The sequence below is a fragment of the Serratia sp. NGAS9 genome, from assembly GCF_009905295.1.
GTDB lineage: Bacteria > Pseudomonadota > Gammaproteobacteria > Enterobacterales > Enterobacteriaceae > Serratia > Serratia bockelmannii.
In genome coordinates, this window is the sequence record NZ_CP047605.1 from 1,689,065 (window position 1) to 1,706,754 (window position 17,690).

Annotated in this window: 19 protein-coding genes; 9 read left to right on the forward strand and 10 right to left on the reverse strand. The window is 60.8% G+C overall.

What is annotated here, in order from left to right:
• Window positions 1–21 precede the first annotated feature (21 nt).
• The 4 genes from potH (at window position 22) to rlmC (ending at window position 3,610) form a co-directional block, all read left to right on the forward strand.
• Window positions 22–984, forward strand: a complete 963-nt coding sequence (gene potH / locus GUC32_RS08180) for a putrescine ABC transporter permease PotH (protein WP_038629107.1) — start codon at window positions 22–24, stop codon at window positions 982–984.
• Entirely contained in the window at window positions 981–1,826 is an 846-nt protein-coding gene (gene potI, locus GUC32_RS08185; RefSeq protein WP_151428723.1) for a putrescine ABC transporter permease PotI, read from the forward strand. The genes potH and potI overlap by 4 nt, the downstream gene beginning before the upstream one ends.
• A gap of 104 nt (window positions 1,827–1,930) precedes the next feature.
• Window positions 1,931–2,410: a YbjO family protein gene (locus GUC32_RS08190; RefSeq protein ID WP_049205956.1), complete on the forward strand. Its 480-nt coding sequence runs from the start codon at window positions 1,931–1,933 to the stop codon at window positions 2,408–2,410.
• 69 nt (window positions 2,411–2,479) lie between these two features.
• On the forward strand, window positions 2,480–3,610 hold the full coding sequence (gene rlmC / locus GUC32_RS08195) for a 23S rRNA (uracil(747)-C(5))-methyltransferase RlmC (protein ID WP_049207976.1): 1,131 nt from the start codon (window positions 2,480–2,482) through the stop codon (window positions 3,608–3,610).
• A 32-nt stretch (window positions 3,611–3,642) separates the two neighbouring features.
• On the opposite strand, the gene artJ (GUC32_RS08200) is transcribed toward rlmC, so the two are convergent.
• The 6 genes from artJ (GUC32_RS08200) to GUC32_RS08225 all read right to left on the reverse strand — a co-directional run bounded on the left by artJ (GUC32_RS08200) (window position 3,643) and on the right by GUC32_RS08225 (window position 8,270).
• Window positions 3,643–4,377: an arginine ABC transporter substrate-binding protein gene (artJ, locus tag GUC32_RS08200; RefSeq protein ID WP_015377297.1), complete on the reverse strand. Its 735-nt coding sequence runs from the start codon at window positions 4,375–4,377 to the stop codon at window positions 3,643–3,645.
• A gap of 199 nt (window positions 4,378–4,576) precedes the next feature.
• On the reverse strand, window positions 4,577–5,245 hold the full coding sequence (gene artM, locus GUC32_RS08205; protein WP_025302241.1) for an arginine ABC transporter permease ArtM: 669 nt from the start codon (window positions 5,243–5,245) through the stop codon (window positions 4,577–4,579).
• Window positions 5,245–5,961: an arginine ABC transporter permease ArtQ gene (gene artQ / locus GUC32_RS08210; protein ID WP_025159684.1), complete on the reverse strand. Its 717-nt coding sequence runs from the start codon at window positions 5,959–5,961 to the stop codon at window positions 5,245–5,247. The genes artM and artQ overlap by 1 nt, the downstream gene beginning before the upstream one ends.
• A gap of 9 nt (window positions 5,962–5,970) precedes the next feature.
• Window positions 5,971–6,702: an arginine ABC transporter substrate-binding protein gene (gene artJ / locus GUC32_RS08215; RefSeq protein WP_311271877.1), complete on the reverse strand. Its 732-nt coding sequence runs from the start codon at window positions 6,700–6,702 to the stop codon at window positions 5,971–5,973.
• Between the two features lie 32 nt (window positions 6,703–6,734).
• On the reverse strand, window positions 6,735–7,463 hold the full coding sequence (gene artP, locus GUC32_RS08220; protein WP_311272044.1) for an arginine ABC transporter ATP-binding protein ArtP: 729 nt from the start codon (window positions 7,461–7,463) through the stop codon (window positions 6,735–6,737).
• 264 nt (window positions 7,464–7,727) lie between these two features.
• A complete protein-coding gene (locus GUC32_RS08225; protein ID WP_049205965.1) occupies window positions 7,728–8,270 on the reverse strand; it encodes a lipoprotein in 543 nt (180 codons plus the stop codon).
• Between the two features lie 159 nt (window positions 8,271–8,429).
• Here GUC32_RS08225 and GUC32_RS08230 point away from each other — a divergent pair, with 159 nt between their 5' ends.
• Entirely contained in the window at window positions 8,430–8,753 is a 324-nt protein-coding gene (locus GUC32_RS08230) for a heavy metal-binding domain-containing protein (RefSeq protein WP_004928400.1), read from the forward strand.
• A 49-nt stretch (window positions 8,754–8,802) separates the two neighbouring features.
• On the opposite strand, the gene GUC32_RS08235 is transcribed toward GUC32_RS08230, so the two are convergent.
• Window positions 8,803–10,317, reverse strand: coding sequence for a DUF3300 domain-containing protein (locus GUC32_RS08235; protein ID WP_369435674.1), 1,515 nt, complete (start codon window positions 10,315–10,317; stop codon window positions 8,803–8,805).
• Window positions 10,318–10,502: 185 nt separating this feature from the next.
• On the opposite strand from GUC32_RS08235, the gene GUC32_RS08240 reads away from it, so the two are divergent.
• The gene (locus GUC32_RS08240; RefSeq protein ID WP_049205968.1) at window positions 10,503–11,339 is read left to right on the forward strand and encodes an N-acetylmuramoyl-L-alanine amidase; all 837 of its coding nucleotides are present in this window, start codon (window positions 10,503–10,505) and stop codon (window positions 11,337–11,339) included.
• On the opposite strand, the gene GUC32_RS08245 is transcribed toward GUC32_RS08240, so the two are convergent.
• Window positions 11,340–12,350 (reverse strand): NAD(P)-dependent oxidoreductase, encoded by a 1,011-nt coding sequence (locus GUC32_RS08245; RefSeq protein WP_004928393.1) that lies wholly within the window; start codon window positions 12,348–12,350, stop codon window positions 11,340–11,342.
• A 158-nt stretch (window positions 12,351–12,508) separates the two neighbouring features.
• Window positions 12,509–13,948, reverse strand: a complete 1,440-nt coding sequence (locus GUC32_RS08250) for a DUF2867 domain-containing protein (protein WP_025302247.1) — start codon at window positions 13,946–13,948, stop codon at window positions 12,509–12,511.
• A gap of 150 nt (window positions 13,949–14,098) precedes the next feature.
• Here GUC32_RS08250 and GUC32_RS08255 point away from each other — a divergent pair, with 150 nt between their 5' ends.
• Entirely contained in the window at window positions 14,099–14,446 is a 348-nt protein-coding gene (locus GUC32_RS08255; protein ID WP_043137745.1) for a DUF1294 domain-containing protein, read from the forward strand.
• On the opposite strand, the gene GUC32_RS08260 is transcribed toward GUC32_RS08255, so the two are convergent.
• The gene (locus GUC32_RS08260; protein WP_197822795.1) at window positions 14,447–15,274 is read right to left on the reverse strand and encodes a MurR/RpiR family transcriptional regulator; all 828 of its coding nucleotides are present in this window, start codon (window positions 15,272–15,274) and stop codon (window positions 14,447–14,449) included.
• Between the two features lie 167 nt (window positions 15,275–15,441).
• Here GUC32_RS08260 and GUC32_RS08265 point away from each other — a divergent pair, with 167 nt between their 5' ends.
• Window positions 15,442–16,998 (forward strand): PTS transporter subunit EIIC, encoded by a 1,557-nt coding sequence (locus GUC32_RS08265; RefSeq protein ID WP_369435675.1) that lies wholly within the window; start codon window positions 15,442–15,444, stop codon window positions 16,996–16,998.
• A complete protein-coding gene (locus GUC32_RS08270; protein WP_369435676.1) occupies window positions 16,995–17,690 on the forward strand; it encodes an N-acetylmannosamine-6-phosphate 2-epimerase in 696 nt (231 codons plus the stop codon). The genes GUC32_RS08265 and GUC32_RS08270 overlap by 4 nt, the downstream gene beginning before the upstream one ends.

Genomic DNA, 17,690 nt, shown 5'->3' on the forward strand with positions numbered 1-17,690 from the left:
AGCCGCTGAGGAGTAACCCATATGACCCTGCTTTCTGAACGCACGCCGGAGCCGCCGGCCAAAACGCCCGGCACCCTCAAGGCGCTGTTCCACCGCCTGCTGATGGCTCACGGCCGCAAGCTGGTGATCGCATTGCCGTATTTATGGCTGACGCTGCTGTTCATGCTGCCGTTCCTGATCGTGTTCAAGATCAGCCTGGCGGAGCTGGCGTTGGCGGTGCCGCCTTACACCGAGTTGATGAGCTGGGTGGACGGCAAGCTGAACATCGCGCTCAACTTCGCCAACTACCTGCAACTGACCGACGATCCGCTGTATATCGACGCCTATCTGCAGTCGCTGCGCGTGGCGGCGGTCTCGACGCTGTGCTGCCTGATCATCGGCTATCCGCTGGCCTGGGCGGTGGCCCACAGCAAGGCGTCGACTCGCAACATTCTGCTGCTGCTGGTGATCCTGCCTTCCTGGACCTCGTTCCTGATCCGCGTCTATGCCTGGATGGGGATCCTGAAAAACAACGGCATTCTGAATAACTTTCTGATGTGGCTGGGGGTGATCGACCAACCGTTGGTGATCCTGCACACCAACCTGGCGGTGTATATCGGCATCGTTTATTCCTACCTGCCGTTTATGGTGCTGCCGATCTACACGGCACTGATCCGGCTGGATTACTCGCTGGTGGAGGCGTCGCTGGATCTGGGCGCCCGGCCGCTGAAAACCTTCTTCAGCGTAATCGTGCCGCTGACGCGCGGCGGCATCATCGCCGGTTCGATGCTGGTATTCATTCCGGCGGTAGGGGAGTTCGTGATCCCGGAGCTGCTCGGTGGGCCAGACAGCATCATGATCGGCCGCGTGCTGTGGCAGGAGTTCTTCAATAACCGCGACTGGCCGGTGGCTTCGGCGGTCGCCACCATCATGCTGCTGTTGCTGATCGTGCCAATTTTGTGGTTTCACAAACACCAGAACAAGGAAATGGGGGGGCAGGAATGAACAACTTGCCGGTAGTGCGTTCACCGTGGCGCATCGCCATCCTGACGGTCGGCTTTACCTTCCTGTATGCGCCGATGCTGATGTTGGTGATCTACTCCTTTAATAGTTCCAAGCTGGTGACGGTGTGGGCCGGCTGGTCCACGCGCTGGTATACCGAACTGTTTCACGACTCGGCGATGATCAGCGCGGTGGGGCTCAGCCTGACCATCGCCGCCGCCTCCGCCACCGCCGCGGTGGTGCTGGGCGCCATCGCCGCCGTGGTGATGGTGCGGTTCGGCCGCTTTCGCGGTTCGACCGGCTTTGCGTTTATGCTGACTGCGCCGCTGGTGATGCCGGACGTGATCACCGGCCTGTCGCTGCTGCTGCTGTTCGTAGCGATGGGGCACGCTTTCGGCTGGCCGTCGGAGCGCGGCATGTTCACCATCTGGCTGGCGCACGTCACCTTCTGTACCGCTTATGTGGCGGTGGTGATCAGCTCGCGTCTGCGCGAGGTGGATCGCTCGATTGAAGAGGCGGCAATGGATCTGGGGGCGCCGCCGCTGAAAGTGTTCTTCGTTATTACCATGCCGATGATTGCGCCGGCGCTGATCTCTGGCTGGATGCTGGCGTTTACCCTGTCGCTGGATGATCTGGTGATTGCCAGCTTCGTCTCCGGCCCGGGCGCCACTACGCTGCCGATGCTGGTGTTCTCCAGCGTGCGTATGGGGGTGAATCCGGAAATTAACGCGCTGGCCAGCCTGATCCTGCTGGTGGTGGGCATTCTCGGCCTGATCGCCTGGTGGTTTATGGCGCGCTCGGAAAAACAGCGATCGCGTGAATTGCAGCGGGCGGCCCGTAGCTGAATCGTAACAAACCTGCTATTTTTGCAATCAATAAGTATTGCAACTAACTACCTGACTTTACATGCGCCATCTGTATTGGTGGCGCGTCGTAGCGGAACACGGATATGTCAGACATGCTGAAAAGCGGGCAGGGAATGAGATCGACTTCGGATGCGCCGGTGCCGGTGATGGTGGCGGGCACCGCCATGGTGGCGATCAAGTGTATCAGCGTGGTGTTGTTGTTGGGCGAACTGGGCGTCGACGGCGCACAGGAGTTCGTTAACACCAGCGCGCAGGCGTGGGATTCTACCTTTATCTTTCTGGCCGGCCTGATGCTGCTGTGCCTGCAAATCAGCTGTGGCTTTGCGGTGATGCGCGGCCGCAACTGGGGACGCTGGGGCTATGTGGTCTGCCAGTGCATCGTGGTGCTTTACCTGCTGTTGGCCACCATTGGCAGCGTCTTCCCCGAGGTGTTCACCGTGGAGGGGGAAACCAGCGGCCAAATCCTGCACGTTCTGATCCTGCAAAAGATCCCCGACGCGGTGATCCTGGCGTTGCTGTTCGTTCCTGCCGCCAGCCGCCGCTTCTTCACCGTGCGCAAGTGAGATTTTAGGCGTGCGGAGTGGTAAACTCTGCGCCCTTAATTCGTCATCCTGAACTTCACGGTAATCTTCATGCATTGCGCTTTGTATACGGCGGGTACCTGCCGTTCCTGTCAGTGGCTGGAAAAGCCCTATCCGCAGCAACTGGCTGACAAACAGCATCACCTGCACTCGCTGCTGGCCGGGCGCGACGTCGCGCAGTGGCTGCAGCCGATGGCGGGGGAGCTGAGCGCATTTCGCAATAAAGCCAAGATGGTGGTCAGCGGCAGCGTGGAGCGCCCGCTGCTCGGCATGCTGCACCGCGACGGCACGCCGGTCGATCTGAGCGACTGCCCGCTCTATCCCGCCGGCTTTGCGCCGATGTTTGCGGTGCTGAAAAGCTTCATCGCCCGCGCCGGCCTGACGCCGTATAACGTGGCGCGCAAACGCGGCGAGTTGAAATACCTGCTGCTGACCGAAAGCACGCTCGACGGCGGCGTGATGCTGCGTTTCGTGCTGCGCTCGGAAACCAAGCTGGCGCAGCTGCGCGCTGCGCTGCCGTGGCTGCAGCAGCAGCTGCCGCAGCTCAAGGTGATCTCCGCCAATATTCAGCCGGTGCACATGGCGATCATGGAAGGGGAGCGCGAGATCGCGCTGACCGAACAGCAGGCGCTCGAGGAACAGTTCAATCAGGTGCCGTTGTTCATCCGCCCGCAAAGCTTCTTCCAAACCAACCCGCAGGTGGCCGCCGATCTGTACGCCACCGCCCGCGACTGGGTGCGCGCGCTGGGTATCGACAGCATGTGGGATCTGTTCTGCGGCGTCGGCGGTTTCGGCCTGCACTGTGCGCAGCCGCAAACGCGGCTGACCGGCATCGAAATCAGCGCGGAAGCTATCGCCTGCGCGCGCCAGTCGGCGCAGCGGTTAGGGTTGTTGCACGTAGATTTTCAGGCGCTCGACTCCACCCGCTTCGCCACCGCCGAAGGCCAGGTGCCACAGCTGGTGCTGGTTAACCCGCCGCGGCGCGGCATTGGCCAGGCGCTGTGCGACTACCTGAGCCGGATGGCGCCGGACTATATTCTCTATTCCAGCTGCAACGCCGAGAGCATGGCGAAAGATATCGAGACGTTGCCGGGGTACCGCATCGAACGGGTGCAGCTGTTCGACATGTTCCCGCATACCGCGCACTACGAAGTGTTGACGCTGCTGGTGCGGCGTTTATAAAACATAAGGCCCGGTTATCCGGGCCTTATTGCTTATTGCGGGAACCATTTGTCGTTGATGGCCTTGTAGGTGCCGTCGGCCTTGATGGCGTCCAGCGCGGCGTTCAGCTTGGCCAGCAGCGCCTGGTTGTCGGGGCGCACCGCGATGCCGAGGCCGGTGCCGAAGTATTGTGCATCGGTGATGTGCTCGCCGACCGGCGCCAGCTGCGGGTTGGTTTTCAGCCACTCGTTCACCACGGCGGTGTCGCCGAACACGCCGTCGATACGGCCGTTTTTCAGCTCCAGAATGGCGTTCTGGTAGCTGTCGTAAGAGACGGTGTTAATCTCCGGGTGCTTGTCCTGCATGTATTTCTGGTGGGTGGTGCCGTTTTCCATGCCGAGCTTTTTGCCTTTCAGATCCGCCAGCGAGCTGAACTTGCCTTTTTGCGCGATCACGATCGCCGAGTTGGCGTAGTAAGGCTGGGTGAAAGCGACCTGTTTGCTGCGTTCCGGCGTGATGTCCATACCGGAAATCACCGCATCGTATTTCTTGAATTTCAGCGCGGCGATCAGGCTGTCGAACGCCTGGTTGGTGAAGGTGCACTGCGCCTGCATCTGTTTGCACAGCGCGTTGGCCAGATCGATATCGAAGCCGACGATCTGGTTGTTGGCGTCCAGCGATTCGAACGGCGGGTAGGTGGCGGAGGCGGCGAAGCGGATGGTCTCGGCCGCGGTGGCGTTAAAGGTCATCCCGGCCAACATCGTCGCGGCAAGCAGCAGTTTTTTCATGCGTAGAGCTCCTGTCTGGATCCTGAAAGTGATTATTCGCTATCGTTTGTTTTTACTGGTAATCGCCAGAGTTTTTTGCGTGTGCGCCTGCTGATAACCCTGCCATTGAGTGAATTAAAATGCAATATAAATGATTAAATATTGCCGCAGAGATAAAAAAAGCCCCGCACGATGGCGGGGCTCATGGGGAGAGGCGGTCTCAGTTGCGGCGCTCAAACGCCAGCGCGCGGCGCTCCACCAGCCGCATCAGCAGCGTCAGCAGGCCGTTGACGCACAGGTACACCAGGCCCGCGGCGCCGAACACCATGACGTCGTAGGTGCGGCCATACATCAGCTGGCTGTAGCCCATCACTTCCATCAGCGTGATGGTGTAGGCCAGCGAGGTGCTTTTGAACACCAGCACCACTTCGTTGGAATAAGACGATAGCGCGCGTTTGAAGGCGAACGGCAACAGGATGCGCAGCGTTTGCCGGCGCGACATGCCCAGCGCTTCGCACGACTGCCACTGCCCGGCGGGAATGGCGCGCACCGCACCGTAGAACAGCTGCGTGGTGTAGGCCGCGCTGTTCAGCGCCAGCGCAATCATCGCGCACAGCCAGGGCTGCGACAGCAGGTTCCACAGCCACGGGTAGTCGCGGATCGCCGGGAACTGGCCGGGGCCATAGTAGATCAGGAAGATCTGCACCAGCAGCGGCGTGCCGGTGAACAGCGTCACGTAGATCTTGACCAGCGGCGTCAGGATCGGCGTTTTCAGCGTCAGGATCACCGTCAGCAGCAGCGACAGCAGCAGCGCGACGATCAGCGCGGCGACGGTCAGGGTTAGGCTGGTGTGCAGCCCTTTGAGGATTTCCGGTAAATACTCAATCATCAGACCGGCCCCCGCTCAAAGCGCGTGGCGCGCAGCTCAATGCGTTTGATGACGTATTGGCTGAACAGCGTCACCAGCAGGTAGATGGCCGCCGCGATCACATACCAGGTAAAAGGCTCCTGGGTGCGGGTGGCGATGCTCTTGGTTTGCAGCATCAGATCGTTCACGCTGATCAGCGACACCAGCGCGGTGTCTTTCAGCAACACCAGCCACTGGTTGCCGAGGCCGGGCAGGGCGTGGCGCCACATCTGTGGCATGATCAGGCGAAAGAAGATCGCCGCCTTGCCCAGTCCCAGCGCCTGGCCGGATTCCCACTGCCCCTGCGGCACCGCTTTGAGCGCGCCGCGCAGCGTCTGCGAAGCGTAGGCGGAATAGAGCAGGGCCAGAGCGATCACCCCGCACAGGAACGGACTGACTTCGAAATTGTCTATCGCCAACTGAATCGGCAACTGGAACAGACCGAGGTTGAGGGTAAAGCCGTCGGAGAGCATCAGCAGCAACTGCGACGAGCCGAAATAGATAAACAGCACCACCAGGATTTCCGGCAGGCCGCGCAGCACGGTCACCCAGGCGGTGCCGAGCCAGCTGACCGCTTTCCAGCGGGACGATTCCCATACGGCGAACAGCATCGCCAGAATCAGCCCGAGGATCAGGGCGCAAACGGCAAGGCCGACGGTCATGCCGGCGGCGCTTGCTAAAGGTTGTAATTCATTCATCGGGGCGTATTACTGCTGGAACCATTTTTTGTAGATGGTTTCATAGGTCCCATCCTGCTTAATCTTGTCCAGAGCGGCATTGAACTTGCCCTGCAGATCGGTATTCTTCTGGCGCACCGCGATGCCGAGGCCGGTGCCGAAGTAGTCTTTATCCGTCACTTTGGCGCCCACTGCCGCCAGCGCGTCATTCTGCTTCAGCCACTCGTTGACCACCGCGGTATCGCCGAACACCGCATCAACGCGGCCATTCTTCAGATCCAAAATGGCGTTCTGGTAGCTGTCGTAAGGCACGGTGGTGATTTCCGGGTGCTTGTCGGTCAGGTATTTCTGGTGGGTGGTGCCGTTTTGCACGCCCACCTTCTTGCCTTTCAGCGCCGCCACGTCGGCGATTTTGCCTTTCTGCGCGATGAACAGCGCCGAGTTATCGTAGTACGGCTTAGTGAACAGCACCTGCTTTTCACGTTCCGGTGTAATGTCCATGCCGGCCATGATCGCATCAAAACGCTTGAACTTCAGACTAGGGATCAGGCTGTCGAACGCCTGGTTGGTGAAGGTGCACTCGGCCTGCATCTCTTTGCACAGTGCGTTGGCCAGATCGACATCAAAACCCTGAATCTTGTTGCTGGCGTCAATAAATTCAAATGGAGGATAGGAGGCTTCGGTAGCGAAACGGATGGTTTCGGCTGCGGAGGCGGAAACGCTGATGCCGGCCAGAACGGCGGCGATTATTAGTTTTTTCATCGCAAAATCCCCAAATTACAGCAAGTTAATTGTTAGTGTGATAAGTAGTTGGCAAACTCGGTGGTCCGTGGCTGCGCAAAGTGGCTGCTGTCGCCTTGCTCCACAACGTGGCCGTTTTCCATGTACACCACGCGGCTGGCGGTCTTGCGCGCCACTTCCACTTCGTGGGTGACGATCACCTGCGTGATGCCGGTGCCGGCCAGTTCGCGAATGATGCTAACGATCTGAGCGGTGATTTCCGGATCCAGCGCCGCAGTCGGTTCATCGAACAGCAGCACCTGCGGTTCCATCATCAGGGCGCGGGCGATCGCCACGCGCTGCTGCTGGCCGCCGGAAAGGTGCAGCGGGAAGCGATCGGCGAAGTCGGTCAGGCGCAGACGCTTGAGCAGCTTGTCGGCGCGCTCCATCGCCTGAGCCTTGGTCAGACTCAGTACGCGGCAAGGCGCCTCGATCAGGTTCTGGACCACGGTGAGGTGAGGCCACAGGTTGTATTGCTGGAAAACCATGCCGACGTTTTGACGCAGTTCGCGAATGGCTTTCTCGCCCGGCGCCTGTTTGAAGTCGAATTGGTTGCCGGCGATCTGCAGTTGGCCCGAACGCGGCATTTCCAGCAGGTTTAGCACCCGCAGCAATGAGCTTTTCCCGGCGCCGCTTGGGCCAAGCAGCACCAGGGTTTCCCCAGCTGGACAATCCAGCGTGATGTCAAACAGCGCCTGGTGAGCGCCGTAATAGCAATTGATACCGTTAAGTTGAATACTCATGCGCCAGAATTGAATAGACATTGATGCCGCAAATGTTAACTTCCACAGAATACTTATGCAATCTTTGTGCGTTAAAATTTATGAGTGTGCGGCGGGAAAGTAAAAGATTAGCACAAGATACCGCGACTCAGGCCGAGGGAGGGGATTTGTGGCGCAGGCTGTGATATCGGTAGCGAAATTTTTTCTATTGGACGAAATTTGAGCTGTTGACTGACGGCGGGGATGACCGACGCGGCAAGCCCGCGTCGGCCGGGGTATCGCGGGTTACTGGTTTTCCAGCACCTGGCGCACGCTGCCGTTGGTGGCGTGTGCTGGAACATTCAGGTAGCGAATATCATCAACCACCCAGCAGGTACCTTCGCGCACCATCAGCACTTCGTCCTGCCAGTTCACGGTGCTGTTGGCGTCTTTTTGATAGCTTAAGTCGACGCGCAGCGGAATATTTTTCGCATCGGTGTTAGGAATGGTCGAGGCGCTGGCGACGGAGGCGCTGCTTGGCCCTTGCGCATTGCCGGAGAACAGATCGCCGGTTATCTGATGCTTGCCCGGATTTTGAGCGGCGCTGACCAGATCCTGATACAGCACTTTGCTCAGATAAGGCTGCAGCTGCGCCAGGCGGTTGCTGTCCGGCAGGCTGGAGCCTTGCTGGATGCGCAGGTCATAGAACTTTTGCGCGACCGTATCCGGGCCGCCTTCCACACAGCTGCCGCTGCGGGTGCCGATATCCTTGTATGCCGGTTCCACCGTGGTACAGGCACTCAGCAACAGCGCTAAGGGTAAAACAGCCGCAATCGTTTTTGTTTTCATCTTATTACCTTATGTGAAAGTCTCTACCATGAAGACCGATAGCTTACAGTATAAATGCGTTTTTTGGCCTTGCATTCGTACTGCGTGCCATTGATTAAGCGAACATAACGCCAATCTTCTGGTCATAGATACGTTGAATTAATCAAACAAGGAGTTCTGATGCAGCTTTCAACTACCCCGACCCTGGAAGGGTTCACCATCACCGAATACTGCGGCGTCGTCACCGGCGAAGCGATCCTCGGCGCCAACATTTTTCGTGATTTCTTCGCCGGCGTGCGCGATATCGTCGGTGGCCGCTCGGGCGCTTATGAGAAAGAGCTGCGCAAGGCGCGCTTGATTGCGTTCGAAGAGCTGGAAGATCAGGCAAAAGAGCTGGGCGCCAACGCGGTGGTCGGCATTGATATCGATTATGAAACCGTAGGTAAAGACGGCAGCATGCTGATGGTGACCGTCAGCGGCACCGCGGTGAAAGTCAGCCGCTAACGCCATTCCCTGCGCCCCGGCCGTTCCGCCGGGGCGACATCCTGTAGGTTCATCCCACCTTGTGCTGATCGACGATCGGGCGGTGTTCCTGCGGTTTCACCGGCGCCGGCGCTTGGCGATGCGGCATCGGCTGAACGGGCGGCTGATGGATCTGCGGCGCCGGGGCAGGATGCGGCATGATGCGCGCTTGCGGCACTGCCAACGGGCGTTCTATCGTCGGATGCTGTGGCGCTGCCGGTTCACGAACTATCGGCGGCGCAGCGTGCGGCGCGACCTGAACCTGTGGCCGCACGGCGGATGGATGCACTGGCGCGGCGGTCTGCATCGGAGGCGTCCGTACCGACGCAGCATGCACGGCCATCGGCTGCTGCGTGTGAGGCGCTGCCGGCACGGCATGCGTGAACGTTGGCATGCTCATCGGCTGCTGTACATGGGGCGCGTTGACCGATTGTTGCACGTGCGGCGCGGCCGCTACCGGCTGGGTGTGCGCAAAGGTCGGCAGGGTCATCGGCGCATGGGCCGCAGGCGCGACGTGCGGCTGCGCGTTAGGCGTCGGCGGGTTGAAATGCGGCGTCGGTGCGGCGGTCGTATTGTTGTAGTTATTCACTGTATGGGTGCTGCGATTCACATTGTTCACGTTGTTATATTGGTTGATGTTGGTGACGCGATTCACCACGGTGGTGGAATGCGATACGTAGGGCGCATCGCGGTAGACCACCGGTTGGCGTCGATCGTCCCAGCGCATATCCCAGCTGTGCCAGCCGCTGTTGTGCTGATTGAACAATGAGGCGACCGCAATGCCGACACCGAAGCTGATCACGCCGGCCGCCAACATGTCGCCGCCGCTGTAGCCCGAAGGTTGATACCGATAGCTCGGATAGGCTGGGATCGGCGTGCCGTAGGCCACCCAGGGATCGTAATGCGGGACGTAAACCGTATCCGGCTGGCTGGGTTCGATGACGATGGTTTCGCCCGGCGCCGCTACCACGCGCTGGCGATCGGGCTGCTGCTCAACGTAACGGGTGGTGGGGGCCACGACGATGCGCTGCTGCGGGGTGTTTTTCAGCGTGCCTTGGCTGGCCGCCCGTTGACGCATCACCTGAATGGCGTTCATCACGTCGGTGGGATCGTTCAGGTAGGCGCTGCCCAGGGCGGTGGTCCAGGGGATGTTTTTCGCCATTTGATCGAGCACGTCGGGGAATTGCACCAGGCCGCGCACGCTGGGATCCCAGGGCTGAGCGTCGGCCGCCGATCTGAGCGCCGCCGGTTGCAACCCGCGGTTTTGCGCCAGCCAGGCATCCGCGGCGTTGATTTGGTCAGGATAACCCGCGCCGGCCAACACCTGCGCCAGCAGCTTGTCGGGGAACAGCGCCACCGGGCTGACCAACTGGTACAGCTGGTCGGCAGTCAGCGGCGTATAGGCCGGCGTACTGGCACTCGCGATGGGCGCGGCCGGGGACGGTGCGCTTGCCCCCATCGCGTCAGCGACTTTTTGCCGATCACAGCCGCTGAGCGGCAGCATGGCGGCACAGAGCAACCAGGACAGATAGCGTGGCGTCAACATGTTCGACTCCGCTCTTTCGGCGCAGATGATACTTTGAGACTATCATGGGCGGGAAAGGCCGCCAGTCGGGAGCAACACTCGCTTGCACATCGGCGTTGTCTGTCATCATTTCTCGACGAACGTGATGATTGGATACAGGTCAATCGCGTCGCGTTACATCTCACGGACGTCAATCAGGAGGATAAGTGAAAATTTGGCCAGGGATCATCGCCGCCGCGCTGTTGGCGGGATGCCAAAATCCGCAGCAGGACACGCTCGTCGATCGTGGCGCTTACCAGCTCGAAACCTTGCATCAGGCGCAGGGCGCCGATCAGCGCATTCGGTTTCTGGTGATGCACTATACGGCGGAAGACTTTCATTCATCGCTGAAAACGCTGACCGATGAACACGTCAGCGCACACTACCTGTTGCCGGCGCACCCGCAGCGCGAACACGGCAAACCGACGGTGTACCGGCTGGTGCCGGAAGCGATGCGCGCCTGGCATGCCGGCGCCAGCGTCTGGCGCGGCCGCAGCAACCTCAACGACACCTCGATCGGCATCGAAATCGTCAACAAGGGGTTCACCCGCAGCATGCTGTTCACCCATTGGCAGCCTTATACGGCGGAGCAGATCGCCGTGCTGATCCCGCTGAGCCGCGACATCATCCAACGCTATGGCATTCAGCCGCAGGACGTGGTGGGGCACAGCGACATCGCGCCGCAGCGCAAACAGGATCCCGGCCCGCTGTTCCCCTGGCGGCAGCTGGCGCAGGCCGGCATCGGCGCCTGGCCGGATGAACGGGACGTGCAGCGGTTGCTGGCGGGGCGCGATCGCCATGCGCCGGTACCGATGGCGCCGCTGCTCGAAAAGCTGGCGCGTTACGGCTACGCGATCGACCCGTCGTGGGATGCACGGCAGCAGCGCAATGTGCTGGCGGCATTTCAGATGCATTTCCGGCCCGACGATGTTCGCGGTAAGCCGGATGCAGAGAGTGAGGCGATTATCGATGCGCTGCTGGTGAAGTACGGCGCGGCGCGTTGATTACAGGCCGTGCAGTTTGCCGTGATCTTTCAGCCAGCGGGCGGTGCGCGCGATGCCTTCTTCCAGCGAGACGATCGGCTGATAGCCCAGCTCTTGCTGCGCGCGGGTGGTATCGAGCGTGAGGTCGAAGTTGAGTTTGGCGACGCCGTAGTGGGTCAGCACCGGCTCCTTTTCGCTTTTGCTGCCCAGGCGCTCCATGCCGCGCGCCATCATGTCTAGCATCGGGTAGGGGACGGAGCGGATGCGGCACTTCATGCCCAAATCGTCGATCAACTGCTGCACCACGGTGCGCAGCGGACGCGGCTGCTGGTTGGTGATGTTGTAGGCGCGGCCGGACGGCGTATCTTCTTTTAGCGTCGCCAGCCACATGGCGTGCACCGCGTTCTCCAGATAGGTCATGTCCACCATCGCCGCGCCGCCGCGCGGCAGCAGCAGGTTGCCGTAGCGTTTGATCATCTGCAGCAACCGCGGCAGCATCACCTTGTCGTGCGGCCCGAACAGGCCCTGCGGGCGCAAAATGGTGAAATGGGTCTGCGGATTGGACAGCGCCAATTGCTGGATCACCTGCTCGCCGGCGGCCTTGCTGCGCGCGAACTCGTTGGCGTAACGCTGCGGGCGAAAGTCTTCGGTTACGTTGCGGTGATGGTGGTAGTCGAAATAGATCGCCGGGGAAGAGATGTGAATGAACTGCGCCACGCCATAGGCCGCCGCCCATTCGCCGAGGCGGCGGGTAGCGCGGACGTTGGCCAGTTCGAAGGCTTCTTCGGTGCCCCAGGGCGAGGTAAAGCTGGAGCAGTGCCACAGCACATCGACGTCCGCCAGCATCGCTTTGGCCTGCGAAGAGATCAGGTTGGTGAGATCGGCATGAATGAACTCAGCGCCCATTTTTTCCAGCAGGCCGCCCATCGCCTGGTTGCGGCCAGTGGCGCGCACTTTGATGCCCTGGCGGCGCAGATATTCAACGGCGTTACGGCCTAACCCACTGGTTGCACCGGTGACCAATACCTTCATAACGGACTCTATTCTCACCCAAAATCGGAATACCGGCGGGCGCTTGCGGCGCTCCCAGCAAATAAGATGCCATTCTTCCGTGATTTCGTGCGCTATGCAATCGGAAAGCCCCGAAGCACAGCGGCAAACTGTGCGGTTGATCGACAAATGAACGGCATTCAGCGCTGTTGGCGGTCCAGGTTCTCGGCCAACGTCGCGATGCGCTTCGCCATGCCGCGAAAAATGAACAGGTGTGCGGGCATCATGGCGAACCAATACAGCAGCCCGCTGAAGCCGGCCGGATGCCACCAGGCGCGCACGTCCAGCGTGCGGCGATCGCCGCGATCGGTAATGGTGAAGCTCAGCCGCCCCAGCCCCGGCGCCTTCATGCCGAACAACAGCGCCAGTTGCCGCAGCGGTTTCAGCGTGATGACTTTCCAACCGTCAATCTCGTCACCCAGCGCCAGGGTCGCGCGCGCCGGGCGGCCATAGACCACGCCGTTGCCGATCATGTCGTCCATGCGGGCGCGGATCCGCCACAGGATATTGGCGTAGAAATAGCCTTCCTCGCCCCCCAACTGCTGCACCGTTTGCCACAGCGCCTGGCTGGAAGCGGCGGTGTCGAGCGAACACCCCGCCTGTTTCGGGTAATAGCCGTAGCCGGGGCGCCAGCGGGCCCGCGCCGCCGGATCGTAGCCCCAGTCGGCGGAATCGACCACCTCCAGTTCGCGCTGCAGCGTGGCGGTGACCGCCTGATCGAAGGTGTGCAGACGTTGCGGGATCAGGGCCTGCAACGGTTTGCCGTCGGCGGGCAGATCGTGCTTCAGGCCCTGGATCAGCGCGCGCGCGATCGGCGTCGGCACCGAGGTGATCAGGCTGATGAACCACACTGAAATGAGTCGCGTCGGCAAGGGGATCGGGATCAGCCAGCGCCGCTTGCCGCTGATGGCGATAAAGCGTTTGAACATATCCTGATAGCTGAGGTATTCAGGCCCGGCGACGTCGAAGATGCGGTGTTCCTCCGCCGGGTGCGCCAGCAGATCGGCAAGGTAAACCAGCAGGTTCTCCAGCGCCACCGGCGAGGACTTCGAGCGCACCCAGCGCGGCGGCGTCAGCACCGGCAGGTTATAGACCATGTCGCGCATCACTTCGAACGCCGCCGAACCGGGGCCGACGATGATGCCGGCGCGCAGCTCGGTCACCGGCACACCGCTCTGGCGCAGGATCTCGCCGGTCAGGCGGCGGGCCGCCAGGTGCGGCGAACTGTCGTCGTTCGGCTGCAGCGCGCCGAGAAAGATCACCTGTTTGACGCAGGCATTGCGTAGCGCGTCGCGCAGGTTTTCCGCCGCCTGGCGTTCCTTCTCGATAAAGTCGTCGCCGTCGCCCATCGCGTGCACCAGATAGTAAAGCGTATCGATTTCCCACAGCGCCGCGCTCAGAGTTTCCGGGCGGTACAGATCGACATACAGGCAGTTGACCTGCGGCCAGTTCTGCTCCTGCAGCCACTCGATGCGCCGCGCGGCGGCGGTAATCTGGTGCCCCTGTTCGATCAGGTGCGGGATCAGGTTCTGGCCTATATAGCCGCTGGCTCCAAGAACCAGTACGCGTTGGGGTGTCATCGGGCCGCCTTGTGCGGTAGAGGATTGGCAGAACGACAGGATGCCAAATTCAGGGTTTAAATGCACATTTTGTATGGGTATAAGTCGGTTGCATCCATCCTGACGCAGGTTCACACTACGCGCCCCTTATCGCACGAAAAACCGGATGCCATGAAGCTCAATGTGATTTGTTACGCCCTGCTGGGCCTGGCGCTGATCGCCAGTTTGTTCTCGCCGCATCCGGTGTGGATGTGGTTGTTGCTGGCCAACCTGCTGACGTTTCTGATCTACGGCGGCGATAAGCTGGCGGCGCGCAAAGGGTGGCGACGGGTGCCGGAGGCGACGCTGTTGCTGTTCGGCGCGCTGGGCGGCTGGTTGGGCGCACTGGCGGCACAGCAGCTGTTTCGCCACAAAACCCAGAAGCAGCCGTTTAAAACCTGGTTCATCCTCAGCGTGGCGCTCAATCTGGCGGCGGTGCTGGGGCTGTGGTACTGGGTTTACGGCCGCTGGATCTTCTGACTACAGCAGCAGCGGCAGAGTCGCGCTGGCGGTGGCCTGCATCGCCTGAGCGTAGGCGGGATCGCGCTGAGTCAGTTCGGCGATCATCAACTCCACCAGCAGCATGGCGCCGACCTTGGCCGGCAGGGCGCCAGCGGTCAGCGGCCCTTCCGGTTTAGCCGCCACCAGCAGCGTATCCGCCATCTTGGCCAGCGGGCTGCGTTGGGTATTGCTGACGGCGATCACGAGTGCGCCGCGCCCTTTGGCCAACGTCACCGCATGCAGCACGTCCTTGGTTGAGCCGGAGCTGGAGATGACGATCAGCAGATCCCGCTCACTCAGCGAGGCTGCATTCATCGCCGCCCGGTGCATGTCGCTGAACAGCTGCGCCGGTTTGCCGAGGCGCAACAGCTTGTAGTGCAGGAAGTCGCCGATGATGGCGCTGGCGGCGACGCCGTAAATCTGCACCGAAGCACAACGCTGCAGGCTATCCGCCGCCTGTTGCAGCGCCTGCGGATCCAACAGCGCGCCGGTATCCCGCAGCGCCTGTACGCTCTCTTCCACCAAATTTTCCGCCGCGCTTTGGCGCGTCGCCGCTTCCGGCTGGCTTTGTTGCAAGCTGAGGGCCAGCGCCATTTTAAATTCGGTATAGCCTTTGCAGCCGAGATGGCGGCACAGCCGTGTGACGCTGGCTTCGCTGGTGGCGCTTTCACGCGCCAGTTCGGTGATGGTCAGGTAAACGGCGCGGGAAGGCTCCGCAAGAAGATAGTTGCCGAGCTTTTGCAGCGTGGGGCTGTACCCCGCCAAATCCTGCCGCAGCCGCAATAACAAGTTGCCTGTATTCATCACGTTACCTTTCTGAGTATTCCCGTTTCTATTGTGGCGGAAAGACGCCGCGGCTCGCCAGTGAAATCGACGGATTGTGAAGCCGATCATCGTTATGAATAAAATTTTCATTAAATTAATTTTAATGTGGTAAAAATTTTCATCATAAAAATGATGTCGGGGGAAAATTTATGTCAACACCAGAATTGCCGCGCTCCGGCGGTTGGTTCGAAAAAGCCCAGCTGTTCGGCAAGTCGTTCATGCTGCCGATCGCCGTGCTGCCGGCGGCCGGCCTGCTGTTGGGGATCGGCGGTGCGCTGTCCAATCCCAATACCGTCGAGGCGTATCCCTTCCTCGATGTCGGCTGGTTGCAAAGTATATTTACCGTGATGGCCAGTGCCGGTGCTATCGTGTTCGCCAACCTGGCGGTCTTGTTCGCGGTCGGCGTGGCGGTGGGGCTGGCCAAAAGCGACAAGGGCACGGCGGGGCTGGCTTCGCTGATCGCCTATCTGGTAATGAACGCCACCATCAATGCGCTGTTGAAAATCAACGGTACGCTGGCCACGCAGAACGCGGGCGCGGTGGGGCAGGGAACGATTCTCGGGATCCAGACGTTGGAGACCGGGGTGTTCGGCGGAGTGGTCATCGGTTTGGTGACCTGGTATCTGCACGGCCGCTATAACAAGATAGCGCTGCCACCGTTCCTGGGTTTTTTTGGTGGCTCGCGCTTTGTGCCGATCGTCAGCTCGCTGGCGGCGATGGCGGTCGGTGCCCTGATGACGGTGGTGTGGCCGCATTTCCAACAGTTGATCTTCGGCATGGGCGGTCTGGTAGACGCCAGCGGCTATCTCGGGACCTTTATCTACGGCTTCGTATTGCGCATGCTCGGGCCGTTCGGCCTGCATCACATCTTCTATCTACCGTTTTGGACCACCGCGCTTGGCGGCAGCGAAGTGATCAACGGACAGCTGGTGGAAGGCACACAACGCATTTTCTTCGCCCAGTTGGCCGACCCGAATACTCAGCAGTTCTACATTGGCACGGCGCGTTTCATGTCCGGCCGTTTTATCACCATGATGTTCGGCCTGGTCGGCGCCTGCCTGGCGATGTACCAGAGTGCGTGTCCCGAGAACCGCAAACGCGTCGGCGGACTGTTGCTGTCGGCGGCGCTGACCTCGTTTCTGACCGGCATCACCGAACCTATCGAATTCTCGTTTCTGTTTGTCGCGCCGGCGCTGTACGTGGTGCACGCGCTGTTCGACGGCCTGGCGTTCATGATCGCTCACATCCTGCATATCACCATCGGCCAGACGTTCTCCGGCGGCTTTATCGATTTCATGCTGTTCGGCGTGCTGCAGGGTGAAGCGAAAACCCACTGGATGTACGTCCCGCTGGTCGGTGTGCCTTGGTTCTTCCTGTACTACTTCACGTTCCGTTTCCTGATCCTGCGTTTCAAATTTAAAACGCCGGGGCGCGAGGCGGAAACTGCGCCGGAAGCGGTGATGACGGGCACCGAACGCTCGCAGCAGGTGCTGGCGGCGCTGGGCGGCAAAGAGAATATCGTCGAACTGGATTGTTGCGCCACGCGGTTGCGCGTGACGGTGAAGCAGAGCCGGTTGCTGGACGAAAGCGGGCTGAAGGCCAGCGGCGCACGGGCGGTTATCGTTCGCGGCAACGGTGTTCAGGTGATCTACGGCCCGCACGTCACCATCATTAAAAACGAAGTCGAGGAGTTGTTGGATTTATGACGCTTTCCATTTTGCAGCAGATTGAGGGGCGCCTGGTGGTGTCTTGCCAGGCGCTGGACGACGAGCCGCTGCACAGCGATTTTATCATGTCGCGCATGGCGCTGGCGGCCGAGCAAGGCGGCGCGGCGGCGATCCGCGCCAACGGCGTCGAAGGCGTCAACGCTATCATGCGCACGGTGGCGCTGCCGGTCATCGGCATCATAAAGCGCGATTATGCGGGCAGCGACGTGTATATCACGCCGACCCTGCGTGAAATCGATGAGTTGATGGCGGCGGCGCCGCAGATGATCGCGCTGGACGCCACCGGCCACTCGCGGCCGGGGTCGCTGCAGCTGGCGGCATTGGTCGCCGCGATCCGTGCCAGGTATCCCCGGCTGTTGCTGATGGCGGACATCGCCACCCTGGAGGAGGCGCAAGGGGCCGCCAGATTGGGCTTCGACTGCGTGGGCACCACGCTGTATGGCTATACCGCCGAAAGCCGGGGCGCCCGACTGGCGGATAACGATTTCGGCTTTCTGCGTGCGGTGCTGGCGGCGGTATCGGTGCCGGTCATCGCCGAAGGCAATGTCGAAACGCCGGCGATGGCCGCGCGCTGCCTGTCGCTGGGGGCGCATGCGGTGGTGGTAGGGGGCGCCATTACCCGCCCGCAACAGATCACCCGCCGCTTTGTCGACGCCATCGGCGGGCGATAA